This is a genomic window from Sneathiella sp. HT1-7 (assembly GCF_020731145.1).
In the GTDB taxonomy this organism is placed as follows: Bacteria; Pseudomonadota; Alphaproteobacteria; order Sneathiellales; family Sneathiellaceae; genus Sneathiella.
In genome coordinates this window covers 126945-152245 of the sequence record NZ_JAJFZN010000005.1, presented here as the reverse complement: position 1 = coordinate 152245, position 25301 = coordinate 126945, and the positions used below count along the sequence as shown (strand labels likewise).

Annotated in this window: 25 protein-coding genes and 1 tRNA gene; 14 read left to right on the top strand and 12 right to left on the bottom strand. The window is 50.5% G+C overall.

Annotated features, from left to right (window positions below; genetic code table 11):
- Positions 1–11: 11 nt before the first annotated feature.
- On the bottom strand, positions 12–785 hold the full coding sequence (locus LKE13_RS16900; protein ID WP_227952719.1) for a DUF6969 family protein: 774 nt from the start codon (positions 783–785) through the stop codon (positions 12–14).
- Between the two features lie 228 nt (positions 786–1013).
- On the opposite strand from LKE13_RS16900, the gene LKE13_RS16895 reads away from it, so the two are divergent.
- The 5 genes from LKE13_RS16895 to dgcA all read left to right on the top strand — a co-directional run bounded on the left by LKE13_RS16895 (position 1014) and on the right by dgcA (position 6225).
- Positions 1014–1412, top strand: coding sequence for a c-type cytochrome (locus tag LKE13_RS16895; RefSeq protein ID WP_227952717.1), 399 nt, complete (start codon positions 1014–1016; stop codon positions 1410–1412).
- 345 nt (positions 1413–1757) lie between these two features.
- Positions 1758–3542: a putative bifunctional diguanylate cyclase/phosphodiesterase gene (locus LKE13_RS16890; protein ID WP_227952715.1), complete on the top strand. Its 1785-nt coding sequence runs from the start codon at positions 1758–1760 to the stop codon at positions 3540–3542.
- Between the two features lie 72 nt (positions 3543–3614).
- Complete coding sequence (locus LKE13_RS16885; RefSeq protein ID WP_227952713.1) at positions 3615–4205, top strand: gamma carbonic anhydrase family protein; 591 nt, start codon at positions 3615–3617, stop codon at positions 4203–4205.
- A 35-nt stretch (positions 4206–4240) separates the two neighbouring features.
- Entirely contained in the window at positions 4241–5242 is a 1002-nt protein-coding gene (gene dgcN, locus LKE13_RS16880) for an N-acetyltransferase DgcN (protein ID WP_227952706.1), read from the top strand.
- Positions 5239–6225 carry an N-acetyl-D-Glu racemase DgcA gene (dgcA, locus tag LKE13_RS16875; protein ID WP_227952704.1) on the top strand — a complete coding sequence of 329 codons (987 nt, stop codon included), beginning with the start codon at positions 5239–5241 and terminating at the stop codon, positions 6223–6225. The genes dgcN and dgcA overlap by 4 nt, the downstream gene beginning before the upstream one ends.
- A 21-nt stretch (positions 6226–6246) precedes the next feature.
- On the opposite strand, the gene LKE13_RS16870 is transcribed toward dgcA, so the two are convergent.
- Both LKE13_RS16870 and LKE13_RS16865 read right to left on the bottom strand, forming a co-directional pair.
- Positions 6247–7038: an enoyl-CoA hydratase gene (locus tag LKE13_RS16870; protein WP_227952702.1), complete on the bottom strand. Its 792-nt coding sequence runs from the start codon at positions 7036–7038 to the stop codon at positions 6247–6249.
- 40 nt (positions 7039–7078) lie between these two features.
- Complete coding sequence (locus LKE13_RS16865) at positions 7079–8251, bottom strand: M20 aminoacylase family protein (protein ID WP_227952700.1); 1173 nt, start codon at positions 8249–8251, stop codon at positions 7079–7081.
- A 248-nt stretch (positions 8252–8499) separates the two neighbouring features.
- Here LKE13_RS16865 and typA point away from each other — a divergent pair, with 248 nt between their 5' ends.
- Positions 8500–10320, top strand: a complete 1821-nt coding sequence (gene typA, locus LKE13_RS16860) for a translational GTPase TypA (RefSeq protein WP_227952698.1) — start codon at positions 8500–8502, stop codon at positions 10318–10320.
- Positions 10321–10435: 115 nt separating this feature from the next.
- On the top strand, positions 10436–10660 hold the full coding sequence (locus LKE13_RS16855; protein ID WP_227952696.1) for an acetyl-CoA carboxylase biotin carboxyl carrier protein subunit: 225 nt from the start codon (positions 10436–10438) through the stop codon (positions 10658–10660).
- Positions 10661–10690: 30 nt separating this feature from the next.
- Here LKE13_RS16855 and LKE13_RS16850 read toward each other — a convergent pair whose 3' ends face one another.
- The 4 genes from LKE13_RS16850 to LKE13_RS16835 form a co-directional block, all read right to left on the bottom strand.
- Positions 10691–11059: a DUF4870 family protein gene (locus LKE13_RS16850; protein ID WP_227952694.1), complete on the bottom strand. Its 369-nt coding sequence runs from the start codon at positions 11057–11059 to the stop codon at positions 10691–10693.
- Between the two features lie 18 nt (positions 11060–11077).
- Positions 11078–14308: a hypothetical protein gene (locus tag LKE13_RS16845; RefSeq protein ID WP_227952686.1), complete on the bottom strand. Its 3231-nt coding sequence runs from the start codon at positions 14306–14308 to the stop codon at positions 11078–11080.
- Between the two features lie 110 nt (positions 14309–14418).
- Positions 14419–15561, bottom strand: coding sequence for a CaiB/BaiF CoA transferase family protein (locus tag LKE13_RS16840; protein WP_227952684.1), 1143 nt, complete (start codon positions 15559–15561; stop codon positions 14419–14421).
- 77 nt (positions 15562–15638) lie between these two features.
- Positions 15639–16805, bottom strand: coding sequence for an MFS transporter (locus LKE13_RS16835; protein ID WP_227952683.1), 1167 nt, complete (start codon positions 16803–16805; stop codon positions 15639–15641).
- A 166-nt stretch (positions 16806–16971) separates the two neighbouring features.
- On the opposite strand from LKE13_RS16835, the gene LKE13_RS16830 reads away from it, so the two are divergent.
- The 3 genes from LKE13_RS16830 to LKE13_RS16820 all read left to right on the top strand — a co-directional run bounded on the left by LKE13_RS16830 (position 16972) and on the right by LKE13_RS16820 (position 19425).
- Entirely contained in the window at positions 16972–17799 is an 828-nt protein-coding gene (locus LKE13_RS16830) for a hypothetical protein (RefSeq protein ID WP_227952681.1), read from the top strand.
- A gap of 26 nt (positions 17800–17825) precedes the next feature.
- On the top strand, positions 17826–18698 hold the full coding sequence (locus tag LKE13_RS16825; protein WP_227952679.1) for a mechanosensitive ion channel family protein: 873 nt from the start codon (positions 17826–17828) through the stop codon (positions 18696–18698).
- 265 nt (positions 18699–18963) lie between these two features.
- Positions 18964–19425, top strand: coding sequence for a DUF3237 domain-containing protein (locus LKE13_RS16820; RefSeq protein ID WP_227952677.1), 462 nt, complete (start codon positions 18964–18966; stop codon positions 19423–19425).
- A gap of 11 nt (positions 19426–19436) precedes the next feature.
- Here LKE13_RS16820 and LKE13_RS16815 read toward each other — a convergent pair whose 3' ends face one another.
- The gene (locus tag LKE13_RS16815) at positions 19437–20060 is read right to left on the bottom strand and encodes a hypothetical protein (RefSeq protein ID WP_227952675.1); all 624 of its coding nucleotides are present in this window, start codon (positions 20058–20060) and stop codon (positions 19437–19439) included.
- Between the two features lie 339 nt (positions 20061–20399).
- Here LKE13_RS16815 and LKE13_RS16810 point away from each other — a divergent pair, with 339 nt between their 5' ends.
- Positions 20400–20942, top strand: coding sequence for a hypothetical protein (locus LKE13_RS16810; protein WP_227952673.1), 543 nt, complete (start codon positions 20400–20402; stop codon positions 20940–20942).
- A gap of 90 nt (positions 20943–21032) precedes the next feature.
- On the opposite strand, the gene LKE13_RS16805 is transcribed toward LKE13_RS16810, so the two are convergent.
- Positions 21033–21109, bottom strand: a tRNA-Val gene (locus LKE13_RS16805).
- Positions 21110–21215: 106 nt separating this feature from the next.
- Complete coding sequence (locus tag LKE13_RS16800; RefSeq protein ID WP_227952671.1) at positions 21216–21587, bottom strand: response regulator; 372 nt, start codon at positions 21585–21587, stop codon at positions 21216–21218.
- A gap of 119 nt (positions 21588–21706) precedes the next feature.
- Between LKE13_RS16800 and LKE13_RS16795 the strand changes: the two genes are divergently transcribed.
- Genes LKE13_RS16795 through LKE13_RS16785 form a run of 3 tightly spaced genes read left to right on the top strand, consistent with a single transcriptional unit; the run spans position 21707 to position 23850 of the window.
- Complete coding sequence (locus LKE13_RS16795; RefSeq protein WP_227952669.1) at positions 21707–22582, top strand: N-formylglutamate amidohydrolase; 876 nt, start codon at positions 21707–21709, stop codon at positions 22580–22582.
- 5 nt (positions 22583–22587) lie between these two features.
- Positions 22588–23106, top strand: coding sequence for a GNAT family N-acetyltransferase (locus LKE13_RS16790; protein ID WP_227952667.1), 519 nt, complete (start codon positions 22588–22590; stop codon positions 23104–23106).
- A 42-nt stretch (positions 23107–23148) separates the two neighbouring features.
- Positions 23149–23850: a transglycosylase SLT domain-containing protein gene (locus tag LKE13_RS16785; protein ID WP_227952665.1), complete on the top strand. Its 702-nt coding sequence runs from the start codon at positions 23149–23151 to the stop codon at positions 23848–23850.
- 7 nt (positions 23851–23857) lie between these two features.
- Here the strand turns inward: LKE13_RS16785 and LKE13_RS16780 are convergent, their stop codons facing one another.
- Positions 23858–24916, bottom strand: a complete 1059-nt coding sequence (locus LKE13_RS16780) for a bifunctional transcriptional activator/DNA repair enzyme AdaA (protein WP_227952663.1) — start codon at positions 24914–24916, stop codon at positions 23858–23860.
- A gap of 102 nt (positions 24917–25018) precedes the next feature.
- Positions 25019–25285, bottom strand: a complete 267-nt coding sequence (locus LKE13_RS16775; RefSeq protein ID WP_227952662.1) for a hypothetical protein — start codon at positions 25283–25285, stop codon at positions 25019–25021.
- Positions 25286–25301 lie beyond the last annotated feature (16 nt).

Sequence of the window (25301 nt, the reverse complement as noted above, 5' to 3'; positions counted from 1 at the left end):
TTAATATTTCCTTAATCCATTCGCCCTTCAATGACTTCTTTAACGGCACGGATCTGATCTTCAACAGTTATATTCAGGTAACTGGTAATTTCTAGATCCCGATCCTCAAACACATCCAGATCAGGGTTTTTTGATTGCCACTCGTTGATTTTCAAATCACGGGCGATTATCAGCTGCTCAATCTGCGGACGAAACAGCCCCAACATAGCGGTTAGCCAACGGTTTGCCGGCCAGGACGGCGAGCAATGATCAATAATAAATCCATCGAGCATGTCGATGACATCTGCCTTATCGTACCAGTTCTCCCCGGTCACCCAGCGGTTTGTAGTAAATAACGCAACAGGAAAACCTGCACTATCCATTGATATGGCAATCAAATGGCAGATAATTTCATCTTCTTCAGTTGGCCATTCGGCATCCCCATCGTAGGACACCGGCGACACACCTTCACTCATTCCTTTTTTGCGTAGGAATGTATGAAAATGTCCATGTTCTTCCTCACGATGTGCATGATAGTAATACTGTGCATGGGTCTCGCTGTCATAGACATCCCCTTCCGGGTAGTGGTCCCACTCATAGAATGTCCCTTGCCCTTTCAGAATTTCGCCAACGATATTCGTATCGCCCTTTTTAAGGACGCGGTAGCATTCCAGAATTTCGTCCGCTGCCGCATTCATCCGGGCAAGCCGTTCCGGCGGCAATGCCCTCAATGTGGTGCGTAATTCTTTTGACGTATTTATCATTCCACTTGCTATATTATTTTCAAGATTACTCATCTTGTTCATTCTATGCCCTCTTCCTCCATTACCAAGCGGAATCCGATAAGTCCATTTCAATACCGCCGGAGCGCTTGTTACGCCGCCAATATAGACGATGGACAACACGGCGAAACACTCTTTCACGAGAAGGTGATGGATTGTGTTGAGCCATTACTTCAAGCGCGACACTATGCCTCTATCCCACCCAATCCAACTATGTTATTCCATCATCGAAATATCGATGCCTACAAGTAAATGGTGAAAGGAAAAACCATGAAAATGACTAAATTGGCAACCTTAGGAGTTTCTCTGGCTATCTCTCTTGCCGCGACCTCGGCATTCGCAGACGGCGACGCAGCGAAAGGCGAGAAAGTCTTTAAAAAATGCAAGGCATGTCACACAATTGAACAAGGTGGCAAAAACAAGATTGGCCCGAACCTGTTTGGCATTGTAGGAAAAAAATCCGGTTCCGCTGAAGGATACAAATATTCAAAGGCCATGGAAAATGCAGATCTGACTTGGGATGAAGCAACTTTGAATGAATATCTGAAGAAGCCAAAAGCTCTCGTCAAAGGCACGAAGATGAGCTTCGCAGGCCTCAAAAAAGAAAGTGATCGGGATAATCTTATCGCTTACTTAAAAACTTTTCAGTAGAGCTACATTCCAGATCAATCTTCAATTCTGAATATATCCGAGATGTTCAGCGCAACAATATTTAGTTGCTGAGCTGACAGCCTGCTATCGTGGAGTATTCGGCTCTAAGGTAGCAGTTTTTTTTAAATACAACATAATCTCGCCCCTATTCACGACAATAAAGCGATACATAAATCGTTTGTTGGCGCCTTGCTGGCGTCAGGGTGGCGAGCATGGCGTGATATCGCCAACCATTTTAAAAAGTTAAGACCTTCTTTACACAGTAAGTTTATACGTTATCTACAATGCAACAGCTATTGCCGCGTAGAAATCTGTAAATAATTATTTCGATAGAGAATTAGTCCATTGAATACAAGAGGTTTGGTATCGCAACAACCTTCGGGCCGTGATCCCGCCGAGGTCAATCGATCTGCGGAGCCATATGGACCTGCGCTTAAACTGAACTATAGCAAATTGCGGCTGCTGATCCTTGAACCACACGACCATATCCTTAACTTCTGCTACGACGTCAGCATTCCTGTCGCTGCCCAGGAAAGAAATTACAGCCAGTCCATTGCGAAAGACATTGCTGCTGGCGTTTACAACTGCATTATCATTGACGGCGCAGAGGGCGATTGTAAATACACGGAAATTCTAACAGAGGTCTCCAGCAAGCCGCCGTTCCTGCCAGTGATCGTTATCGATGGAACGCTCAATTTCCTGCGCGCGGGCGCTTCAGAGAATATCGCCAGTAAAGATCTCTCAGCGGAGAGATTGGAAACGGCCCTCTTCAATTCAGATCGTCTGTGTAAATTGAATAACCGAACGGCAATCCTTGAATTGGAGCTTTCCGCCTTTATTGAGGAAGATCCATTGACGGCTCTGCCTGGGCGCAGCAAGTTCCGCGTGCGCATGGCAAAAGCAATAGAGAAAGCGCATAACGCGAAAAAATCAGTCTCCCTGATCATTCTCGATTTAAACAGCTTCAAAGAATTGAACGAAAGCCGTGGCCATGATTTTGGTGACGAGGTTCTAAAAACGGTTGCCAAACGACTTTTTAAATTCGCCCCCAATAATTCAATCGTTGGACGACTTGGCGATGACGAATTTGCCCTTCTCGCTGTTGATCAGGATTTCAGTACGAAGACAGACAATATTGCTGCGCGACTGATGAGTGAAATCCGTAAACCGTACATTATTGATGGTCAGAAAACGGACGTGAGTGCAACCATCGGTCTGGCCCAACTCGATGATCATGACACAGCGGATGGACTGCTACATAAATCCATATCAGCACTTTATGCCGCGAAGCGCGATAAGACGCCGTATACAGTCTACACCCATGAGGACGACCTTGAGCGCCGTCAGCAATTGCGACTAGCGCAGGATTTGCCGGAAGCTGTCGCAGACAACCAGCTCCTGCTGAATTACCAACCGATTGTCAGGATCAGCGATCAAGAAGTAATCGGTGTCGAAGCGTTGGTCAGGTGGATGCACCCCAAACAAGGCCTTATCTTTCCGGACAGCTTCATTCCGCTGGCCGAAGGTTCAGGTTCAATAGAGGCCTTGACAGAATGGGTTCTTGATGAAGCGATCCATCAGGGTGGCCGATGGATCGCTGAAGGGAAAAAGCTCTCGGTTTCAGTCAATATCTCAGCTCTGATTCTGCATAATCCCACCTTCCCGGATATGGTAGCAAAGCAGTTGGAGAAGACTGGCTTCCCTGCAGAACTTCTAAAACTGGAAATCACGGAAAGCGCCATCATTTCGGATGTCTATCGGGCAACGGAAATCGTAACCCGCCTGCATGAAATGGGTGTTTGCCTTTCAATTGACGATTTTGGAACGGGATATACCTCACTTGCTTACTTACGTCGCCTCCCGGTTGACGAAATCAAGATCGACAAGAGCTTCGTCATGAACATGATGCATGTCGCCGATGACGAAGTGATTGTCCGCACTTTGCTGGACCTCGCAAAAAGTCTCGGGCTTTCAGTGGTTGCGGAAGGTGTGGAAGATGCGCAGATATGGAAAATCCTAGAGGCCCTCGATTGCGATGTTGCGCAAGGCTATTTCATGAGCCGGCCGATCGATCTGGATACATTTAACGCCTGGTTCACGACACAGCCCTGGAAAGACGAACTGAATTAGCCTTCCCGGTTAAACTCCGTTTGACGCCGCTGCAGATATCCCTGAGAATAACCAAAAACAAGGGAGTTACGCATGTCGGAATTCGGTCCTGACGTCACCATTAATAGCGCCGCCTACCTTCACCCCAGCACCTTGATTTATGGCAAGGTCCGCATTGAAAAAGGCGCATCGCTCTGGCCCTACACAGTCATTCGCGCCGAATCCAAGGAAGTCGTGATCGGAGAATATACCAATATTCAGGATTTCGTTATGATTCATGTTGGTGAGTCAACGGGCACTATTGTCGGCTCACACTGTTCCATCACACATCATTGTACATTGCATGGCTGCACAATCGGCGACAACTGTCTGATCGGCATCAACACGACCATCATGGATGGCTGTGTTGTCGGGAATAACTGTATCATTGCGGGGCATAGTTTTCTGAAAGAAGGAACAGTCATACCGGATAATTCCATCGTCATGGGAACGCCGGGCAAGGTCGTTCGGACACAAAATAATTATGCCCGTTGCCGGTTAAACGCCTTCATGTATTATCGCAACGCACTTGCCTTCACACGCGATGAACATCGCGAGTGGGCGTCAGACGAATGCCGGAAGGAAATGCAGAATGAAATGGAAAAACTTCAGAATGAACAAGCTGCCCTTGAACAGCAAAACTGAATTTAAATTGGGCTATTAATTTATTGAGAGGCGATATGACGGAAATGCAAAATCCCTATCTCATGTTCCTTGGGGATGTGGGCGATCAACTGGCTGCAAAGACAGCAAAAGGTATTGTCGACTGGCGTCCCGAATGGTGCGTTGGCCAGTTGAAGCTGGACGGATGCGTCGCAGATCTTGGCATCGCGGACATGACCATCGCCGAGGGAATAGAAAACGGCGCAAAAACCATGGTGGTTGGCATCGTGAACTCCGGCGGTTTTCTGCCGGATCACTGGATTTCTGTGATCGTCGAAGCACTTGATTCCGGCATGGATATCGCAAGTGGCCTGCATATTCGCTTGGGAGACGTTCCTGAAATTCGGGCCGCCGCAGAGCGAAACGGCCGTGCCTTGTTTGATGTCCGTCATCCGTCGCGTAGCCTGCCAACTGGAAAAGGAACGCCGCGCCGAGGGAAACGACTTCTCGCCGTCGGAACAGATTGTTCTGTTGGAAAGATGTACACCGCCCTCGCGATCGAAAAAGAAATGCGGTCTAGAGGCATGAATGCAGATTTCCGTGCGACGGGGCAGACGGGTATTTTCATTGCTGGCTCTGGCATCTCCATTGATGCTGTAGTTGCTGATTTCATTTCTGGTGCAGTCGAAGAACTATCACCAGAAAATGACGCCGATCACTGGGATATTATCGAAGGGCAAGGCTCTCTCTTTCATCCGTCCTTTGCTGGTGTCAGCCTCGGGCTTCTACATGGAGCTCAGGCCGATGCCCTTATTCTCTGCCATGAACCGACACGCACTCATATGCGCGGACTGCCGCATCAGCCTTTGCCGGACCTTAAAACTTGCATGGAGTTGAACCTTACCACCGCACGGCTGACAAACAAAAATGCGGAATTTGTCGGCGTTGCAGTCAACACGTCAGGTCTTAAAGATTCGGAGCGAATGGACTATCTGGCAAAGATCGAAAAAGAACTGGGACTGCCGACAGTGGATCCTTTCAAGGACGGGACAGCGTCAATAGTCGATAATCTGTCATGACAAAGCGGCAGCTTGTAGCGCGATCGGAAAGCTGGCCGATTGCGGGTAGTTTCAGGATCAGCCGGGGGGCAAAAACCTCGGCCGACGTCATTGTCGCGGAAATTACCGATAATGGCGTTACAGGGCGCGGGGAATGCGTTCCCTACGCCCGCTATGACGAGAGTATCCGATCTGTCCTTGGCCAGATCTCCTCTGTTCGCGATTATATCGCCGATGGATTGACCAGGGACGGTCTGTTGACTGTCATGCCATCCGGCGCAGCCCGCAATGCGATTGATTGCGCGCTCTGGGATCTGGAAGCTAAGCAAAGCGGCAGAAGCATTGCCGAAATTGCCGGCATTCCCGCGCCGGGACCGACCATTACAGCCTATACCCTGTCACTCGATAGCCCGGAGAATATGGCGGCGGCGGCGAAGAAGCATAGCAGTCGTCCGCTCTTCAAGCTCAAACTGGCCGGTGAAGGTGATCTGGAAAGAGTGGCTGCGGTGCGTAATGCAGCGCCGCGCACACGACTGATTGTTGATGCGAACGAGGCCTGGACCGCAGATATGATGCGGGAATTCTGCCCCAAAATGGCCGACCTTGGGGTCGAGTTGATCGAACAACCCTTGCCCGCCGGCGAAGATTCGGTACTTGGTGACATGGAGAGACCCGTTCCGATCTGCGCCGATGAAAGCGCTCATGATACGGCCACTCTCGATGATGTCGTCGAACTCTATGACTATATCAATATCAAGATCGATAAAACCGGCGGACTGACAGAGGCGCTGCTACTGGCAGAAGCCGCAAGGGAATTCGGTCTTGGTGTCATGGTCGGATGTATGTTAGGGACTAGCTTGGCTATGGCCCCTGCGATGTATCTTTCGTCCTACGCACGTTTCGTTGATCTGGATGGTCCGCTGCTGCTTGAAAAAGATCGCGAGCACGGCATTCAGTTCGACGGGAATGTCATGCATCCACCATCACGGGAATTGTGGGGGTAGTACCCCCACTCCCTCGACGGTTCAGCGGCCTTTGAATTCTGGCGTGCGTTTTTCGACGAAAGCAACAGCAGCCCCTCGATGATCCTCTGTCTCGAAAGACCGGATCATCTGGTTTGCTTCCCAGTCCAGCACTTCACTTAAAGTCCCTTCGGACGCTGTGTTGATATTCTTCTTCATATAGCCAACAGCAACGGTCGGAAGGCTGGCAAGCTTTTTTGCCATGGCGGCGGCGGCGGCGGGAAGCTCATCCGCCGGAACTGATTTATTGACCATACCGATGGCTTCGGCCTCCTTGCCGAGGACCACATCCGCAGTGAAATATAGCTCTTTTGCCTTGGCCTCTCCAAGAAGCTTGGTCAGGAAATAAGAACCGCCAAAATCACCGGAAAGACCGACTTTTGAAAAAGCCGTGGTGATCTTGGCATCATCCGACGCGATCCGCATGTCACATGCCATAGCGAGTGAGAACCCTGCTCCCGCAGCCGGACCGGGAATCACAGCAAGCGTCGGTTTCGGCATCTCGTGAAGGAGGCGACTTACCTCCATCCGTTCGCGCAAATCCTGGATCCGCTCATCGAGATTGACCTTCGCACCTGCATTCGCGGCAAATCCCTTCACATCACCACCTGCGCAGAAAGCACCGCCAGCCCCCGTCAGCAGAACAGCACGAACTGAATTATCCTTCGCAAGACGAGCAAGACTCTCGCTCAATCCATCCATCATTTCTCGCGTGAAAGCATTGCGCGCCTCTGGCCGATTCATAGTCAGGGTCGCAATCCCATCTTCAATTTTTTCAAGAAGTACATCAGACATTTTTTGTTTTCCTTATTTTAAGTTCATCTGAAAAAAGTTCTTACTGGCGTGGCAGCTGCTGCTCGACAAGCCGCGCCCATATGCTGGCACCAATCGATAGCACCTCGTCATTAAAATCAAACTCCGGATGATGCACCGCCTGAAAATGCGTTTCATCATTGGTGCCGAGAAAGAAGTAACAACCGGGGCACGCCTCCAGCATGAAAGCAAAATCCTCACTACCCATGCGGATTGGCGTTTCCATATTCACATTTTCATGCCCTACAACCTCGGTCGCGGCGCGCGCAACAATCTGCGTTTCTTTCTCGTGATTCACAACACTTGGATAGCGCCGCTGATAATCGAGGTCTATCTCCACACCATGCGTCGCCGCCACTCCCGCGCAAATTTCCTTCACACGGGCTTCTATTTGATCACGTATCTGAGCCGTCATCGCCCGGATAGACACAGCAAGTTTCGCTTCCTGCGGAATTATATTGATGCCGGTGCCCGCCTGAAATTGGGTGACGCTGACCACGGCGTTTTCGACCGGACCGACATTGCGTGCCACAATCGTCTGAAGGGCTGTGTAAAGCTGCACTCCGGCCGCGATCGGGTCATTGGTCAGATGCGGATAGGCCGCATGCCCGCCTTTGCCTGTAATCTTCATCTCCGCAGTATCGGCCGACGCCATTATCGGACCCGTCCGCACATTGAATGTGCCACGCGGCATACCGGGCTGATTATGAAGGCCATACACACCATCACAAGGGAATCGCTCAAAAAGACCGTCTTTGACCATGGCGTCACCACCCCCACCCCCCTCTTCCGCAGGCTGGAAGATAAAATGCACGGTGCCGTCGAAGTTTCGTGTCTCGGACAGATACTTAGCAGTTCCCAGCAAAATTGCCGTATGGCCATCATGGCCGCAGGCGTGCATCTTCCCGTCTATGGTGGATTTGTGGTCGAAATCATTCTCTTCCTGCATCGGGAGCGCATCCATGTCGGCCCGAATGCCGATAGTGCGGGGACTTGTCCCTTGCCCTTTCAGGACACCAACAACACCGGTCACTCCGATGCCTTCATGAACTTCGATGCCCCAACTCCGCAGCTTTTCTGCGACAATCGCCGCTGTCCGGCGTTCTTCGAAGCAAAGCTCGGGATGCTGGTGAAGATCCCGCCGCCACGCCTGCATCTCGCTATGAGTCTCCGCAATCCGGTTATTGACAGGCATCTTGCTCCCCAATTTTGTTCGTGTTTTGATTGCTATCCATGGTGCCATCCTTTCAGTGGAATGGCAATATCCTGCACAAAAGGCACATTAAATTGAAATAGAACATTAGCACGTCACAATCTTCTTTTATTTCTTCATTTGTAGACTATATGAGAGAGCTTGTGTGCATGTGCGAAAGGATAGCTTGCTAATCCCCGGATCGGCGCTATACTGCGCGCGCTTTTTACTAAAAGACTGAAGTATTTATCATGGAAATTCGGAACGTAGCGATTATCGCCCATGTTGATCATGGGAAGACGACCCTTGTGGATGGCCTCTTGAAACAAAGCGGGACGTTTCGGGACAACCAGAATGTGGCCGAACGTGCCATGGACAGTAACGACCTTGAACGGGAACGCGGCATTACGATTCTTGCCAAATGTACCTCGGTCGAATGGGAAGGCTATCGCCTGAATATTGTGGATACGCCGGGTCATGCCGATTTCGGTGGTGAGGTTGAACGCATTCTCAGCATGGTCGACGGTGTTGTCGTCCTTGTAGATGCTGCCGAAGGCCCGATGCCACAAACAAAATTTGTGACCCAGAAAGCGCTCGGCCTTGGTCTGAAGCCAATTATCGTGATCAACAAGGCCGATCGTCCCGACGCTCGTTCAAATGAGGTGTTGGACGAATGTTTTGACCTGCTTGTCGCCCTCGACGCGAACGAAGATCAACTCGACTTTCCTGTACTGTATGCCTCCGCGAAGGAAGGCTGGGCGGTAACGGATTTATCCGAACCCAAAGAAAACCTTCATCCGCTGTTCGACTTGATTGTCAAGCATGTGAATGCACCGAAAGTTGACGAGAACGCGCCCTTCCGGATGCTTGTTACGACGATTGAAGCTAATCCCTATCTCGGACGCCTGTTGACAGGCCGGGTGGAAAGCGGTGTCCTCAAGACAAATGATCCGATCAAGGGCTTGAGCCGCAAAGGCGGTAAGATTGAGGATGCGCGTGCAACAAAAATCATGGCGTTTCGCGGCCTTGAGCGTGAAACCATCGCGGAGGCGCGCGCTGGTGACATTGTATCGGTTGCCGGTCTGGTGAAAACCACAGTTGCCGACACGCTTGGCACGCCAGAAGAATCTACTCCCATCGATGCGCAGCCAATCGATCCGCCTACTATCTCTATGACATTCGCGATTAACTCATCGCCCCTTGCCGGTCGTGATGGCGACAAGGTGCAAAGCCGGGTAATCCGGGCACGCCTTATGAAAGAGATCGAGGGCAATGTCTCTATTCGTGTTGAAGATAGCGCGGAAGCGGATTCCTATATCGTCTCAGGGCGAGGCGAATTGCAACTCGGTGTTTTAATCGAGACCATGCGCCGCGAAGGGTTCGAACTGTCGATCAGTCGACCCAGAGTTCTCTTCCGCGAAGGCGAAAATGGCGAAACGCTGGAACCGCTCGAAGAAGTCGTGGTCGACGTCGATGACGAGTTCTCGGGCGTCGTCGTTGAAAAAGTTGCCCTTCGCAAGGGTACCATGACCGATATGCGCCCCTCAGGTGGCGGCAAGACACGAATCACATTCCTTTGCCCCACCCGTGGCTTGATCGGCTATCATGGCGAGTTCCTGACCGATACGCGGGGCACCGGTATCATGAACCGGCTTTTCCATTCCTATGTACCGCATAAGGGTGAAATTCCCGGTCGGCGCAATGGTGTACTGATCTCCAACTCGACCGGCAAGTCCGTTGCGTTTGCGCTTTGGAACCTTGAGGCACGCGGTTTCTTCTTTGTCGGAAGCGGCATCGACGTATATGAGGGCATGATCCTTGGCGAACATAACCGCCCCAACGATCTGGAAGTCAATGCGCTTAAAGCCAAGCAGCTAACCAACATCCGGGCGTCGGGAACAGATGAAGCAGTTCGCCTGACGACCCCGCGCAAGTTGAGCCTGGAACAAGCGATTGCTTATATTGACGATGATGAGCTGGTGGAGGTGACACCTAACCACATCCGCCTGCGCAAACGTCATCTCGATCCGCATGAGCGCAAAAAAGCCTCCCGCGAGAAGGTCGCCAGCTAACTTTCCGCCGTTAATTTCCGGCATCCTTACAACGCCCTAAAATAAGGGTGGCGATAATTCACGTCTTGTGAAAACATATACCCATCTTAATAAGAACAAAAAACTAAACGAGGGTATGATGGCGTTGATCGATGTAGTTGCCGAAGTTGCAGGGAAAGTCTGGAAAGTCGAAGCCGAAGTCGGGCAGAAGCTCGATGAAGAGGATGACATTGTCATTCTTGAAAGCATGAAAATGGAAATCCCTGTTGGCGCGCCTGCCGATGGCACTCTCAAGGAAATTCTGGTCGGCGAAGGTGACGCCGTGGCAGAAGATCAGGTTATTGCCAGAATTGAAGCCTAAGCTGACCTTCACGGTAATCCCAAATTCCAGCTACCAGAGCCAAGTCTCCGGATTGGGGACTGGCTCGTTGCGCGCATGCAGTTTGAGGCCCTTAACGCAACGTATAATAAACCAGATATAAGCCGCCAGAATTATCAAGAAACCGATGCCGACGAACATCAGCAAAGACCCGATAACACAGTAAAGGAAAAGTATCCAGAAACTGCGTATCTGAAAGCGAAAATGCGTTTCAACCCAAGGTGCGCCATCGCCCCGGTTAATATAGGCCATAACAACACCGACCACATGCGCGATCGGAAAGATAAGGCCCGCCAGATAGATAAAGTAGATGATCTGAGCCATCTTCACTGCGCCCTGCATCCGGGCCTCATTCTCAGTCTGGCCTGTGATATCATTCATCCAGATGCCTTCTCCAACCTATTCCAGACCTTCCAGCGCTTCCTGCAGCAGGAGATAAACTTTCCCGACGTCCGCCGTAATGAAAGCGTCTGACAGCAACTCGGAATGATCAACGGTTCCGGCTTCTGTCATGATCTCACGGAACTCAGAAACATATTGATCGGTGAAACGGCGGAAGTCACCGTTGTCGCGATACCGTGCACGGATTTTGTCTGCGTCACGTGATTTCAAAAGCTTCCGGGTAAAAATACCCTTTTCACCCTTCCGATAGCGCTTCCAAAGCTCCTCAGACAAGCTGCTGTCCATGATCCGATTTAAATCGATGGTCAAGGAATTCAGGTTTTCCATGATAAACGTTGTGGATTTCATGAACTGTTCGTTGCGGATCTTGTGCTTCTTCTCCGCCAGACGATCAGCTTCCTTTTTTGCTCTGGCTGCGGCAGTGGTCAGGCTCATAGTCTGCTGTTCAATTTTCTGACCGGATAGCAACGCATCTTCCGCGGCCTTTTCCGCCGCCGACTTAAAGGCTGCGCTTTCTTCTTTAAGAAATCCAGTGGAGTGACTAAGTGTATCTTCCACCTGTTTCACGGAAAGAGTGAGTCTCTTATGCTGGCTTTCAAACTGTTCGCCCAGTGCCCGCGCACTTTCGTTGGCTTTGTTAGTAAAACGGATGATGTCCTCGGCCTGGCCATGGAATAATTGCGCCGCGCCGGTTCCAGCTTTCTTCACCTGCGAACCTGCTTCAGAAATTTTTGCCGTCACGCGATCAAGATCATCATGGATATGCTTTCGCGTATCATCAATTTCCATCTTATGCTTGGCCAGTGCCTGATCGGCATATTGAATGCCCTTAATCATCAACTCGCTGGCCTTTGCTAGCTCGATCGAACGCTGATGGAACCGCTCACTCGCCTCGGAAGCCTGATCCACAGACTGATCCAGCATATAGGATCGTTCCGATAGTGTTTTCTCAACTGTCTCCACCTGTTCAGTTAGCTGACGAGCAATATCTGCAAGGGCCAATGTTTCCTGCTGAAGAATTTCTTCCATCGCCTCCGCATGATCTTTCGCACGAACAGAAATATCCGCGAGGTCTTCCATATGCACCTTGGCGGAGCCACTTGCTTCACTGATATTTGCGAGAGATGAACGCGTAACTTCGGCAAGCCGACTTCCCTGACTTTCCGCTTTACCAGCTGCCATGTTCAACTGCTCGATATGGTCGGAGGCCTGATCGCCCATCGCCCGCAATTCGGCAGAAGCGCGCTCTGCCGTCTTGGCGAGTTCCGCTGTTTGGGAATGTGCTGCCTCACCGGACTGGCGTGCTTGCAAGGTTGCACGTTCCGCCGTCGCCATAAAGTCCTGATGATGCCGAATGGTTTCCTCAATTGCGGCGGCAAGCTTGCTTTTCGAGTGATCTGCAGACGCGCCAAGTTCTTTTTGTTGCTTGCTTAAAGCCTCGCTCGCCGAAGCCAAGGTACGAGAGGCCTTATCAGCGCTTACTTCAATTTCGGATCCTTCCCGGCGCAATTCTTCTCCGGCCTCGCGCATCTTTCCTGTAACCGCATCGGATGTCAGCTTCAAGTCTTCCGCCTGACGCTGCAGGTTGGTTCCAACCTCGGCAATCCGGCTGTTTGTGTCGGTGCTGGCTTCTGCCAAAAGCACAACATCTTTCCCAAGCCGGTCGCTGATCTCACGCGACATTTCCAAAATCTGTTGAGAAGCAGACTCAAATACCGCGATTTGATTGCGAAGCTGCTCCTGAATGAGTGTCGTGCGCGCACCGGTGGTCTCAGAAGCTTCGTTCAGGCTGGCCGCATGACTAGCAAGCTTTTCACCAAGCTGATCCGCATTCCGCAAGGATTTCTCACTCGCTGCATCCAGAAGCTCTTGCCCTTGACGAAGGCTTTGATCAATCGCGCCAAGGCTCTGTCCTGTCGATCTCAGGACGTCATCTAGTGCCGCAGTTTCATCCTTCAGCTTCATGCTACTCAGCAGCATTTTCTCCGTCATCTCGCTGGTTCTAACAGCAAGATCCTGCGTATTTTCACGCAGCAGTTCAGCGGAATCTTTTGCACCCGCCTCCGCTTCCTTCGCAACCTGCAACAGGCCACCTTCCCTGCTCTCCAACTGTTCAAGCGCCTTATCCACTTCGGCAACGCTGTTCGCAAGCGTATTTCGAAGCGCATTGAGGCGTGTAACGCCTTCATCACTTGCAATGCTCAAATCCGTGGTGCTTTGCAGCAGGATATCAGCGGTCTTGGAAAGCTCTGTCGACGAATTACGTGAAATCTCAGCTATTTCCTGGCCGCGTTCGCCAAGATGGGACGTGCCCTCATCAATTTGCTGGCGTAACTGATTGGCGGCATCTTCCAGGCTTTTGATTTGATTGCCGAGCGCATCCTTCGCTTCGACTGTCTTGTCGAGGGTTTGTGTCGCAGTAGCAAATATCTTTTCACTCGTATCGCCCAGAATTTGCGTAATGTCCTGAGATTTTTCATCTGCGACACGAATAGCATTTTCAAGCGCCGATATCTGCGCGGTTAGTGCGCCCTGAACGGATTTACTGCGTTCTTCGGTTTCAGTGGCTGCGCTTTGCAGGTTGCTCGTTTGCAGCGTTATGGCATCATTAAGACGCAGGCCCTGTTCATTGATCTTATCGATCAATGCGTTAAGCTGCTGCTCCCTGTTTTCAAGCTCACCCTTTATTCGATCAGATGTCTTAAGCAGTCCATCCGTCGCAGAATTGGCCGCGTTCCCCTGCTTTTCAAGATGACCGGAAGCATCCTCAATACGGAGGGCCGCCCTTTCTGTGCCGTCCTGAACGGCTTTTGACTGACGTTCGAGGGCCGCCGTTAGCCGCGCTACGCGGTTCTCCGCCTCGGTGCTTGGGTATCCAAGGTTAGACATCAGTTGGTCGAGGGCGTTGCCCTTCAAGCGGGCTTCCAGACCACGATAAAAGTAACCGAGTAGCAACCACAAAAAGGCAAGCGGCGCAAAAGATCCAAGCAAGAGGATACCCAGATCGAAAGGGGCGATCTGGAGAACATCCGGCCAGCCGATTCTTGTATAGACAAAGGCTCCAACGGCGACGAGCCAGCCTATGGTTAACAGAACCCCAATGCCGAACAACCAGGCAGCTCCGGATAACCCTTTATTTTCCGGTGCTTTTTGTGGCACAGCGACTTTTTCCGCGGCGGGCATATTCTCGCCGCTGCGAACTTTTACTTTCTGATGTTTTTGCAACATCACCCCTCTCCTACTAAACTATCTGGGAAGGGTTCCGCAAAAGCTTCGCGACGTCAAGTTTTCTGATTAATTTGACCCCTCCCCAAAACGGGAAAACCCTTCAAAAACGATTACTTGATAACACCTGCCCGTTGTAATTCTTCAATGGTGCCATCCGTAATTCCCCAGTCTCGCAACGCTTCTGTCGTATGCTCTCCTGGCAGGCACGGCGGACTCTGAATGGCCGGCTCCGTCCGACTGAATCGTGGCGCCGGGGCAGGCTGTACAATCCCGTCATATTCAACAAAGGTTTTTCGGTGGATGTTATGGGGATGCTGCGTTGCTTCCACAATAGACAGAACAGGTGCATAGCATACATCTGTCCCCAACATAATCTCATCCCATTCGTCTCGGGTTTTCGTCTTAAAGACTTCCGTCAACCGGGCCTTGATCACCGGCCAGCTTTTCGGATCCATCTGCGGTGGCAGATCTTCCTTGTCCAGTCCAGTGCGTTCAAGCAGTTCCTCATAGAATTTTTTCTCTATGGAACCAAGCGAGATATGTTTTCCGTCCGAAGTCTCGTAAACGTCATAATAATGCGTGCCGGTATCGAGAATATTCACGCCGCGTTCGTCTTTCCAGTTACCGGCGGCCATGAGGCCATAAAACATCGTCATCAGCGAAGCGGCACCATCGACCATCGCTGTATCGACAACTTGTCCCTTGCCCGATTTTTGCGCTTCAAGGATACCGCAGACAAGGCCAAGTGCGAGATAAAGTGCCCCGCCGCCAAAATCACCGACGAGGTTGAGCGGGGGAACCGGCGCTTCATTTTTTCGGCCAATTGCATGCAGCACACCAGAAAGGGCGATATAGTTAATGTCATGACCCGCCGCCTGGGCCATTGGCCCATCCTGACCCCAGCCCGTCATACGGCCGTAAACAAGCTTCGGGTTACGCTTGAGCGCGTCATCCGGGCCTAACCCCATACGTTCCATCACACCGGGGCGAAATCCTTCGATAAGGCCGTCTGCCTGTTCGATCAATTTAAGGACAACTTCACGCCCTGCTTCACTTTTCGTGTCCACAGCGATAGAGCGTCGGCTCCTCATCAACAAGCTGTTCCGGGAACTAGGCATACTTCCAAGACCCGGATCAGACAGGCGATCGATACGGACAATATCAGCGCCCAGATCCGCCAATAGCATTGCGCACATTGGACCGGGACCGATCCCGCCCATTTCAACAATTTTATATCCAGCTAATGGCCCCATTATATTTCCCTTTTTATTTATTTTAGACCTACGTGATTCCAGCCAATTTAAACCGTTCCCGTTTAAACTGTCATCCCTTAAAGTTGCAGTGTTTCAGGAACACGCCGTAAATACTGGCATATCAGCAAAGCTACCGCGCATCCTCCCGCCATAAAGAAATAGGCTTCAGCCGCAAACCCCTCATAAAGATAGCCTGAAAAAAGAAGGCTACCGCCCAAAATAAGGCCAAGGGATACAGCAGAATAAAGACCCTGAGCCCGCGCTGACATCTCAATCGGAATTTTCTCCACGATAAATCGCATCGCCCCTAAATGGGCGGTCGCAAATGTGACCCCATGAAGCATTTGGATGACCAACAGCACAGGAACGTCCGGCGAGAATCCCATGACGATCCACCTTATCATGCCCGAAGCACCGCCTAGGAAGATAAGCTGTATGGGGCTGAAAGATTTGAATAACTTTCGGGCAAAGGCGAACAGAATAATTTCAACAACTACCCCCTCCGCCCACAGGAAGCCGATGGTCGCGTCACTGATCCCTTGTGTTTGCCAATGAAGTGTCCCCGCCGAATAAAGGACAGCGTAGCTACCCTGGATAAGCCCGGCGGCGATCAGAAAAATTAGAAATGGCGGGCATTTCAACAGGCGGCGCAAGCCCTTTTTGCCCTGATCACTCCGGCTAACACGTATTTCAGGAAGCAAAAGGCAACATAAAAACAAAAACAAAAATGCCGCCGAGAGCATGACCGGGATGAAGTCCGGCGACCGGCCAACCAATAGCTGACCACCGAAGAATGAACCGGCAATAAAGGCAACCGATCCCCACAAACGAATGCGCGGATAGTCTATGTTGCGTGAACGACCGAGAGTGAGAACCAGATTATCGCCGATAGCACTAAAGGATGAAATAAACATCCCAATCGAAAGTGCCACAGCGAAAATCTGAAAAAAGCCATCAACAACGAAGTAGAATTGAAACAAGACAAGAGAAAACCCTGACATGATCACGAGCGGAGCCCGACGCCGGCCAAAGTAATCTGCGAGGGAGGCAATCATCGGCGTAAACAGAATTTTAGACCAGACAGGCGCGGAAAGAACAATGCCTATTTCCTCCGCTGTTAGCCCCTTAAACGAAAGCCAAACCGGCCAAAAGGGGAGCTGAAACCCTACAATAAGGAAAAGTGCAATATAGAAAGGCGCGAGCCGCATCGACATAAACAAATCATTGGAAAAAAATGGCGCCACGTCACGTATCTTTCTGCTGTCGGGAACCGTCTATTCCTAGGTGAGGTGACAGATCGTGTAAAGCAGCCATCTTTTTCAGGGATATTTATTTGCCTATCAGGGTATTCTCTGGCTTAATCGGCCCATAGAAATTTGCATGGAATCAGGCAAAGGGGCATTGAGAAAAATGGGTAAAATCATCGGCGGCATTGTTGTCGGTCTTGTCATTATCATAGCCATTGTTGTGGGCGTCTTTTATTTCAATCTGGATAAAGTGATTATTGCCTCGGTCGAGAAATACGGCTCGGAAGTTACGAAAACGGATGTGGTCCTGAATGAAGTCGATCTGGATGTGACAAGCGGCAAAGGGGCCCTGAAAGGGTTCAGCGTCGGCAACCCTGAAGGTTTCGACGAAGACTACTCCATTAAATTCGATAGCGTCGCCGTAGAGGTCGATATATCCGGGTCAAATGACGAGGTAATCCATATCCTCGAGATCAGGGTCGAAAATCCGTCGATAATCTATGAGGTGAATCAGACGACTAACAATCTGGACACCATTCGAAACAATGTCGACGCCTTTATGAAAGAAAACGGATTATCCGGGGGCGAAAAGTCAGAAGAAAGCAGCGAAGAGAGCGGCCCGAAAGTTATCATCGATAACATTTTCATCAATGGCGGGCAGGTCTCGGTCAAAGCAGACATGCTGGCCGGTCAAAAAATCGATGGCAAGCTTCCGAATATTCAAATGAGCGACATCGGCAAAGATGAAGGAGGTGCAAGCCCCGGAGAGGTTGCAGCAAAAATCATTGACGAACTGACCGGAAAAGCCATGAACGTTATCACCGACCTTGGGATCGGCAAGAACCTCGGGTCATTGCTTGAAAATGCTGGCGACCTTGTCAACAAAACGGGGGTCGGAAAGGCTGGCGAGGCCGCAAAGGATGCGACAAAAGGCGCGACCGAAGCCGTTGACGGTGCCGGCAAATCTATCAAAAAGTTATTGGGTGACTGAGGTCGCGGTAGAGTAAGTAATTTGCAATGGAAAAAGTAACTGAGAATATTGAGACCGTTTCGGTCTGGATAGATTTCGCCACCGATTTCGCCGTCGAGTACGGGTTTCAGATTTTAGGTGCAATTGTCTTTTTCCTTGTCGGCTTGCTCGTCGCCAACTGGATTGGCAACCGGCTAGTTGGCCTGGCAACGGCCAAGAATATCGATGTCACTCTGTCCCAGTTTCTGGGAAGCGTTGCCAAGGCAGTATTGATTGTTCTCCTGATCATCATCACGCTTGGCAATTTCGGGGTGAGCATTGCCCCGCTTATCGCCCTTGCCGGTGCCGTTACTTTCGGCGCAACCCTTGCCTTGCAAGGGCCTATATCCAACTTTGGGGCGGGCATTGCCATTATCCTGACCCGGCCGTTCGTAATCGGCAATGTTATCACTGTGCAAGGTGTCAGCGGGGTGGTCGATCGTATCACCCTTGGCATCACCTTCCTCACGGGTGAAGACGGAGAGCAAATCGCTGTGCCCAACAAGGAAATTGTCGGGCAGGTAATCGTCAATTCCATGGAAGTGCGGATCGTCGAAAGCAATTTTTGTATTGCCACTGACGTTGAGCCGAACCGGGTTATCAAGCTCGTACAGGATGCCCTTGTGAAATTCATCGACGATAAAGACGCCCCGCAGCCACAAGTTGGTATTCAGGATTTTACTTATGGCGGCCTTGTCATCGGCACGCGTGTCTGGGTTCCGGGTCTTCAGTATTTTGAGGATCGATATGTTATTAATGCCGCGATCTATAATGCCCTTCAGGAAAACGGCATCGAACTGATGAAATTTGAAAGCGCGAGCCTTTCTTTGCCCCGACTGAACGAAGGGACAGGACCCGCCACACCGCCCCCGATTTTATAAGTACTGCTTGAAGACAGATTTTCACATGAAAGCCAAATTTCTGATAACATTCGCGTTCGTTCCCCGATAGAATGGACCGCAACGGGAACAGGGATCAAATCACATGAAATACGTAATCATTGCAGGCACAGCTTTATTCCTAATTGGGTGTGCAAAATTTTCGGTTGATAACCCCAACCCTTACAGCACCTATACCTATGACTATTCTGATTGCTGTCAGCAAGGTAACGGACCGCGCCGATAATAATAACAAAGGATTAGTACCATGTCTGGAATGAAGCTGACACATGCTTTTGATATGCAACTTTCCGTTAAAACACCGATTGCTGACCTTGGAAAAACACCGATGGGCGGACGACTGATAGCCGAAGTTACAGGCGGCGATGTCATCGGCCCCATGCTCAATGGCCATATACACGGCGGCGGCGCGGACTGGCTTCTGATACGCGATGATGGCGTTATGCAGCTTGACGTACGCCTGACAATCGAGGCGGAAGATGGTGGGCTGATCTACACTCGCTACGAAGGGCTCCGCCATGGGCCAAAAGAAGTTATGGAAAAAATGGCACGGGGAGAGGAAGTCGATCCCAACCAGTTCTACTTCCGTATTTCGCCGCGTTTCGAAACCTCCGCCTCATCGCATCAATGGCTGAACAAGCATCTTTTTGTTGGCACCGGAGAACGCAACGCCCAAGGCCCGAAGTACAGTGTTTATAAAGTAGAGTAGCTTAACCCTCCCTATTCACAGGACCCGTCCCAAGGGATACTGATAAATACGGTCTTTCCATCGACACCGGGGAAATCCTGAAATAATGCGTCCAACACCTCATCAAAGACTCCGGTAAGCGTTGGGCATCGCCCGGCGGACTGCGCGCGCCCTTCATAAATCCGGACCGGGTTAGCGGTGCCTGCAGTCTTCCCTTCGACGATATCAATCGAGATGAACCGGTTATATTCCACCCAGCTCTCGGTATTGTAGGTACGCCCGATGGAGCCACCATAAAATGGTCCGCTGCCACCATATACACCGAGTCCAAGGCCTCCAAACACAGGGGTCGAACTGGTCGAAACTCGCGGTTCCGTCCCGTCAACACCATAGGAAACATAGGCGATATAATCCGGGTCCGGCAGGTTCTCCTCCACTTCGAAACCCACAAACCTAAGCTTATCGGCAATTTTCGGCCGATAGTTCAGGAATTCGAGACTCGATTCTTTTGCTTCCGGTTGCGCGCGGATCACAATTGTCTTGCCTTTGATACTAGCAAGTTCCGGCGTGAAGAAGGCTGTTACGTTCGCTTCTACCGTCGGTTTTGCGCAGGCTGCCAACAACAGGCCCGTCATGATTAGAATTACGACTCTCATAAACTCACTCCAACAGCTTCCTGATCGGCATAGTCTTCTAATATTGTGCCGTCAATGTTCTCAATCAACATGACGCAGGCAAGATCATTCGCTTTTTATCTGTTTTTCCGAAATTGGTATTAACCATATCCAGCAATTATTTTTACTTTTATGCAAATTTTAGATATAATTTCATCAGCAGTTTCTTTGAGTTATTTGTCCAGTCATAAGGTCAAGGCACAAGGAAAACTGCAAATAATCACGTCGACTGCCTTAACAGACGAGAAAAACATAGTCGGAAATCTATTTTAACCGATTTGCAAATTTAAAAATTAGGGGCACAGTAAAGGCGAATTCAAGATGAATGTTGATCTAATTGGCAAGCCCGCTTTCCTGACAGACATTAAGTATGGCGATCTATTTTACACGCAGGTCGGTGAGCGAATTTACCCCTGCATCAAAACCTTCATGGTCAAAAATGATACGGAAATCATTGATTATGTCGTTTCCTTCATGCCGTCGGAAAGAGACAGATCTCAGCTTCCGCGATTGCTGGAAGAGCGAAGCTTAACGGCCAAAACGGCCTATCGCGTCTCTGGCCCGATCTTCCGATCCCTCATCGCAGAGAGCGCGTTGTTAATGGATGTTGAGTATTGGCCCAAACCGGGCATCGTGATTGAAAGTTCGGACGCTACCTATCTTACGGTAAAATCTGGCCCGATGCCGCACAAGCTGACTTATCTTAATGTCAATACGGGCGAGTTGCTAGCGACCCCACCAAAAGCCCCTTTTGTCTTTGTTATGGAATGGAAAATTGTTCTGCAGCAAGCCGGTGGGGAACAGACACTTATCCGTTTCCCGATGGGAAGCCCTACCTTGCTCAAAAACGCGGCGGCACAGTAATCCTGAAGGAGTGCTGCTCCAATTGAAGGCGCTACAGCGGCCGGAGTAAACACTTCGGTCGCTTTTTCATCTATATCAATGGCTTGGGAATGGTGGGCGTAACAAGATTCGAACTTGTGACCTCTGCGATGTCAACACAGCGCTCTAACCAACTGAGCTATACGCCCGTATGCTCGCATCATTTGCGGCGGGAATGGCGACTTATAATGCCCTGTGAAAACCATTGCAAGCCCTATCTAGATTGGGCAGTGGATAAAGAAACTCCAACCGCAATCAGGATATGGCACGGTCATCGAGAGCGTTGCTCACAGCCTCGACAAGGGAATTTAGGTGAAACGGCTTTGAGAGAACCTTGCTAACACCATCAACGGTGTCCAATGCCTCCATCGCCACAGCGGAAAACCCGGTAATGAAGATAACCGGCAAATCCGGATCTTTCTCTCTGGCATGACGGGCAAGCTCAATTCCGTTCATTCCCGGCATCACAAGATCCGAAATTAAAATATCCACATGCCCGGTCCCAAGCGCCGGCAATGCATCTTCCCCATCGCTGAAAGCAAGGACTTCATGCCCGGCATTTTCGAGGCTGCGCGCTAGAAAAGGGCGCAAGTTTTCATCATCTTCTGCAAGCAAAATACGCGCCATGGCAAAATCTATATAATTGTCATTCAAATACAAACTGGAATCAGACTATACTATACAAGTACGGCTGGCAAAATGAGCCCAAATAGTTTTCAATAGCAACTAAGGTGAGCATCCCCATCATGGCGGCTTTTGCATCCCCTGTAAAGATTGAGTGGCCCTCGGAATGGCGCATTCCTTTTATATTTTCCTCTCCCCATAGTGGGAGAGACTATCCAGAAGAATTTATCGAAAGCACAAAACTGGAATTCACAAAGTTGCGCCAGTCGGAGGATTTTCTGGTCGATGAGCTGTTTGCCTGCGCGCCCGATTATGGGGCGCCGCTGCTATCAGCGAATTTCCCGCGTGCTTATTGCGACGCCAATCGCGAAGCATTTGAACTCGATCCGCATATGTACAAGACACCGCTGCCTGACTATGTAATGACGGTAAGTCCGCGTCTGGCCAGCGGAATCGGCACCATCCCGAAGGTCGTTGGTGCCGGACAGGAGATCTATGCCGGAAAACTTGACTTTGAAGACGCTAGACAGCGTATCAATGAATGCTATTTTCCATATCATCACGCGCTTCGCCAACTTCTTGAAGAAGGGCGGAAAAAATTTGGGTATATCTATTTGCTGGATTGCCATTCCATGCCCCCGGCAAATGTATCCAAAGGCGGGTCACTTTTCCGGGCATCCGATCAAAGACCGAACATTATTCTTGGCAACAGGTACGGTACATCCTGCTCACCAAGACTCTTTGAGGAAGCTTTCACCCGGCTTGAAGACCATGGTTATCATATCGGTCAGAACTCACCCTACGCAGGTGGCTATATCACAGCCCATTATGGGAACCCTGAAAAGAACATCCATGCCCTGCAGATAGAGATTAACAGGGCGCTCTATATGGATCAGGAAAACCTGCAAACAACGGACGGGTTCTGCATGCTCAAGAAAGCTATTGCCGGATTTGTGCAGGGTATGAGCGCGAACTATAGCTCTTTACTAACGGCCTGAAGCAAATGAACGAACACGCAAAAATAGTTGTCCGCACTTCAATTTCTGAAGATATCGCATCTATCACAGATATCTACGCAGTGAGCGTCCTGACCGGGTTCGGCACCTTTGAAATCAAACCGCCCGACATGATGGAAATGACAGCCCGCAGAAATACAATTTTGGAACAACAACTCCCTTATCTGGTTGCTGAACATGACGGAGAGGTTGTTGGTTTCGCCTATGCGGGTGTCTACCGACCGCGTCCCGCTTATCAAAACACCGTGGAAAATTCGGTCTATGTCCGCGAAGGCGGGCGGAAAAAAGGTGTCGGAAAAGCTCTCCTCTCCACTCTGATCGAGGAATGTAAGAAGGCTGGGAAAAAGCAGATGGTTGCGGTCATTGGTGACTCAGGCAATCGCGGATCAATCAAGCTGCATCAAAGTCTCGGGTTTCGGCTCGTCGGTATCCTTGAATCCGTTGGTTACAAACATGAACGGTGGCTTGATACGGTCATTATGCAAAAAAATCTGACGGACGAATAAAACTGGCGCGGTATTTGCTCCTCTTAGGGCAGGAGGATGTAAATGCGTATATTAATATGGTCACTTGCTTTTATTCTGATTGCTCTGCAACCAACGGTGTCTAATGCCGCGAGCGTTATCGCAAACGCGCCGCAACACGCCGAAACCTGCGGTAAAGCAGTGACGGCGGCTGAAAAAGCACACCGTCTGCCGAAACGGCTTTTAACGGCTGTTTCCTTGACTGAGAGCGGTCATTGGCACAAGGAAAAGCAGGAAATGATTGCCTGGCCCTGGACCGTTTATGCCGAGGGACGGGGGAGATATCTGCCCAGTAAGGAGATTGCTATCAAAGAAGTGAAGGCGCTTAAGGCTAAGGGCGTCAAAAATATTGATGTCGGCTGCATGCAGGTCAATCTCTATTATCATCCAGATGCATTTGAGGATCTGGACGCAGCGCTAGACCCTAAACAAAATACCGAGTATGCGGCAAAACTCCTTAAAAGCCTCAGAGAGGAAAGCCGGTCCTGGAACACAGCAATTGCACATTACCATTCTCGTACACACAAATATAACATCCCGTACCGGCAGAAAGTTCTGAAGATATGGCAGAAGGAACGGCGCAAAGACACAGAGGCCAGAATGGCGGCAACCCGCGAGGCCTACCGACTCAAGCGGGAGCAGCTCGCCGAACGGATCAAGGAAGCGAGCCAGCGCCGTTTCACTAAGGAAAATCAACAAAAACTAGCGATGAGTCCGTCGTCCTGATTATAGATCATTGCGCACCTTCCCAGCTGCGCAAAGCCTCTTTCCGTTCCAATCCCCATCGATAACCATGCAACTTGCCATCGGTGCCGATTACCCGGTGGCACGGGACAATAAGGGAAACCGGATTAGTCGCGCAGGCACGCCCCACTGCGCGTGCCGATTTTGGTGCACCCATATCCTCCGCCAACTCACGATAGGTTTTCGTATCGCCCGGCCCTATTTGAAGTAAAGCCTGCCACACCCGCCGCTGAAAGGCGGTGCCATACATATCGAGCGGGATCTCAGGTAAAGCTGCTGAAGTTTCCTCCAGAAAATCGACGATTGCTCTTGTCCAATTCGCAAGTTGCCCAATATCAGCCGCAATTTCTGCCTGTGGAAACTCGCCTTCCAACTCTTCAATCAACTCAGTTTTATCGTCGCCAAAATAGATGGCACAGACGCCATGACGCGTCCCGGCGACCAACATTTGCCCAAGAAAGCACTCCGCGAAGGCATAGGCGATCTCCGCGCCCACCCCACCTTTTGCGTAAGATGCCGGTGTCATGCCAAAACGCGCATGTGCCTTTTCATAAAGCCGGGAAGCGGACCCGAACCCCGCGCCATAGGCAGCCTCGGTCACTGTTTCGCCGGCTTTCACGTTTTCCTTGAACGCCACCGTCCGGCGATTGTCGTAATAATCCATCGGAGAAATGCCGAGGATTTTCTTGAAACTTCGGGAAAGATGATCCTCGCTGTAGCCCGTCTCACTCGCCAGCCACCCAAGGCTGAGCTTTTCATTTGTAGATTCCCCGATATGCCGTTCAACTAACTGACAAATCTGGCGAGTAAGCGACAATCCCGGATCGGCAATTTTCACCAAATCCGGCCGACACCGGCGACAGGCACGAAATCCTTCCGCCTCTGCCAATTCCGGCAAATCAAAATATCGAACATTCTCCGGCTTTGGATTACGGGCGGAGCAGGAAGGGCGGCAATAGACACCCGTTGTCTTCACCCCATAAACAAACTTGCCGTCTTCGTTCTTATTGCGGGTCATGACCGCGTTCAGTCTTGTATCATTCGTCATTTTCTTAAGCCCATCTCAATTACATTGAGAGGTAATTTAGGCACCCCGTCGCACATAAACTATCCGATTTCCGCGATGATATTGCCAACGCGGCCAGGAGGCTCAGGTTGCCGTTTCCTCAAGCTTGGGATCTTGCTCCGTCTCATCCTTGTCGGGATTTTTCCGGCGAATAATGATATCGCCATTTTCATTCATCTCCGGCGCTTCATATTGCGGAATGGACCCAATAAAGGCCCCTAACGCGTCCATAAGCTTGGTAATACCCTGAAGCGCAAGATTCTCAGGATCGTCCTTCTTTTCGTCCGCCAAGGCTGGTGGAGCGAAAGTTATAAAAACTGTGAACGCAGAAGCCAAAATGACCCGTTTCATCGCAAAATCCTCCGGC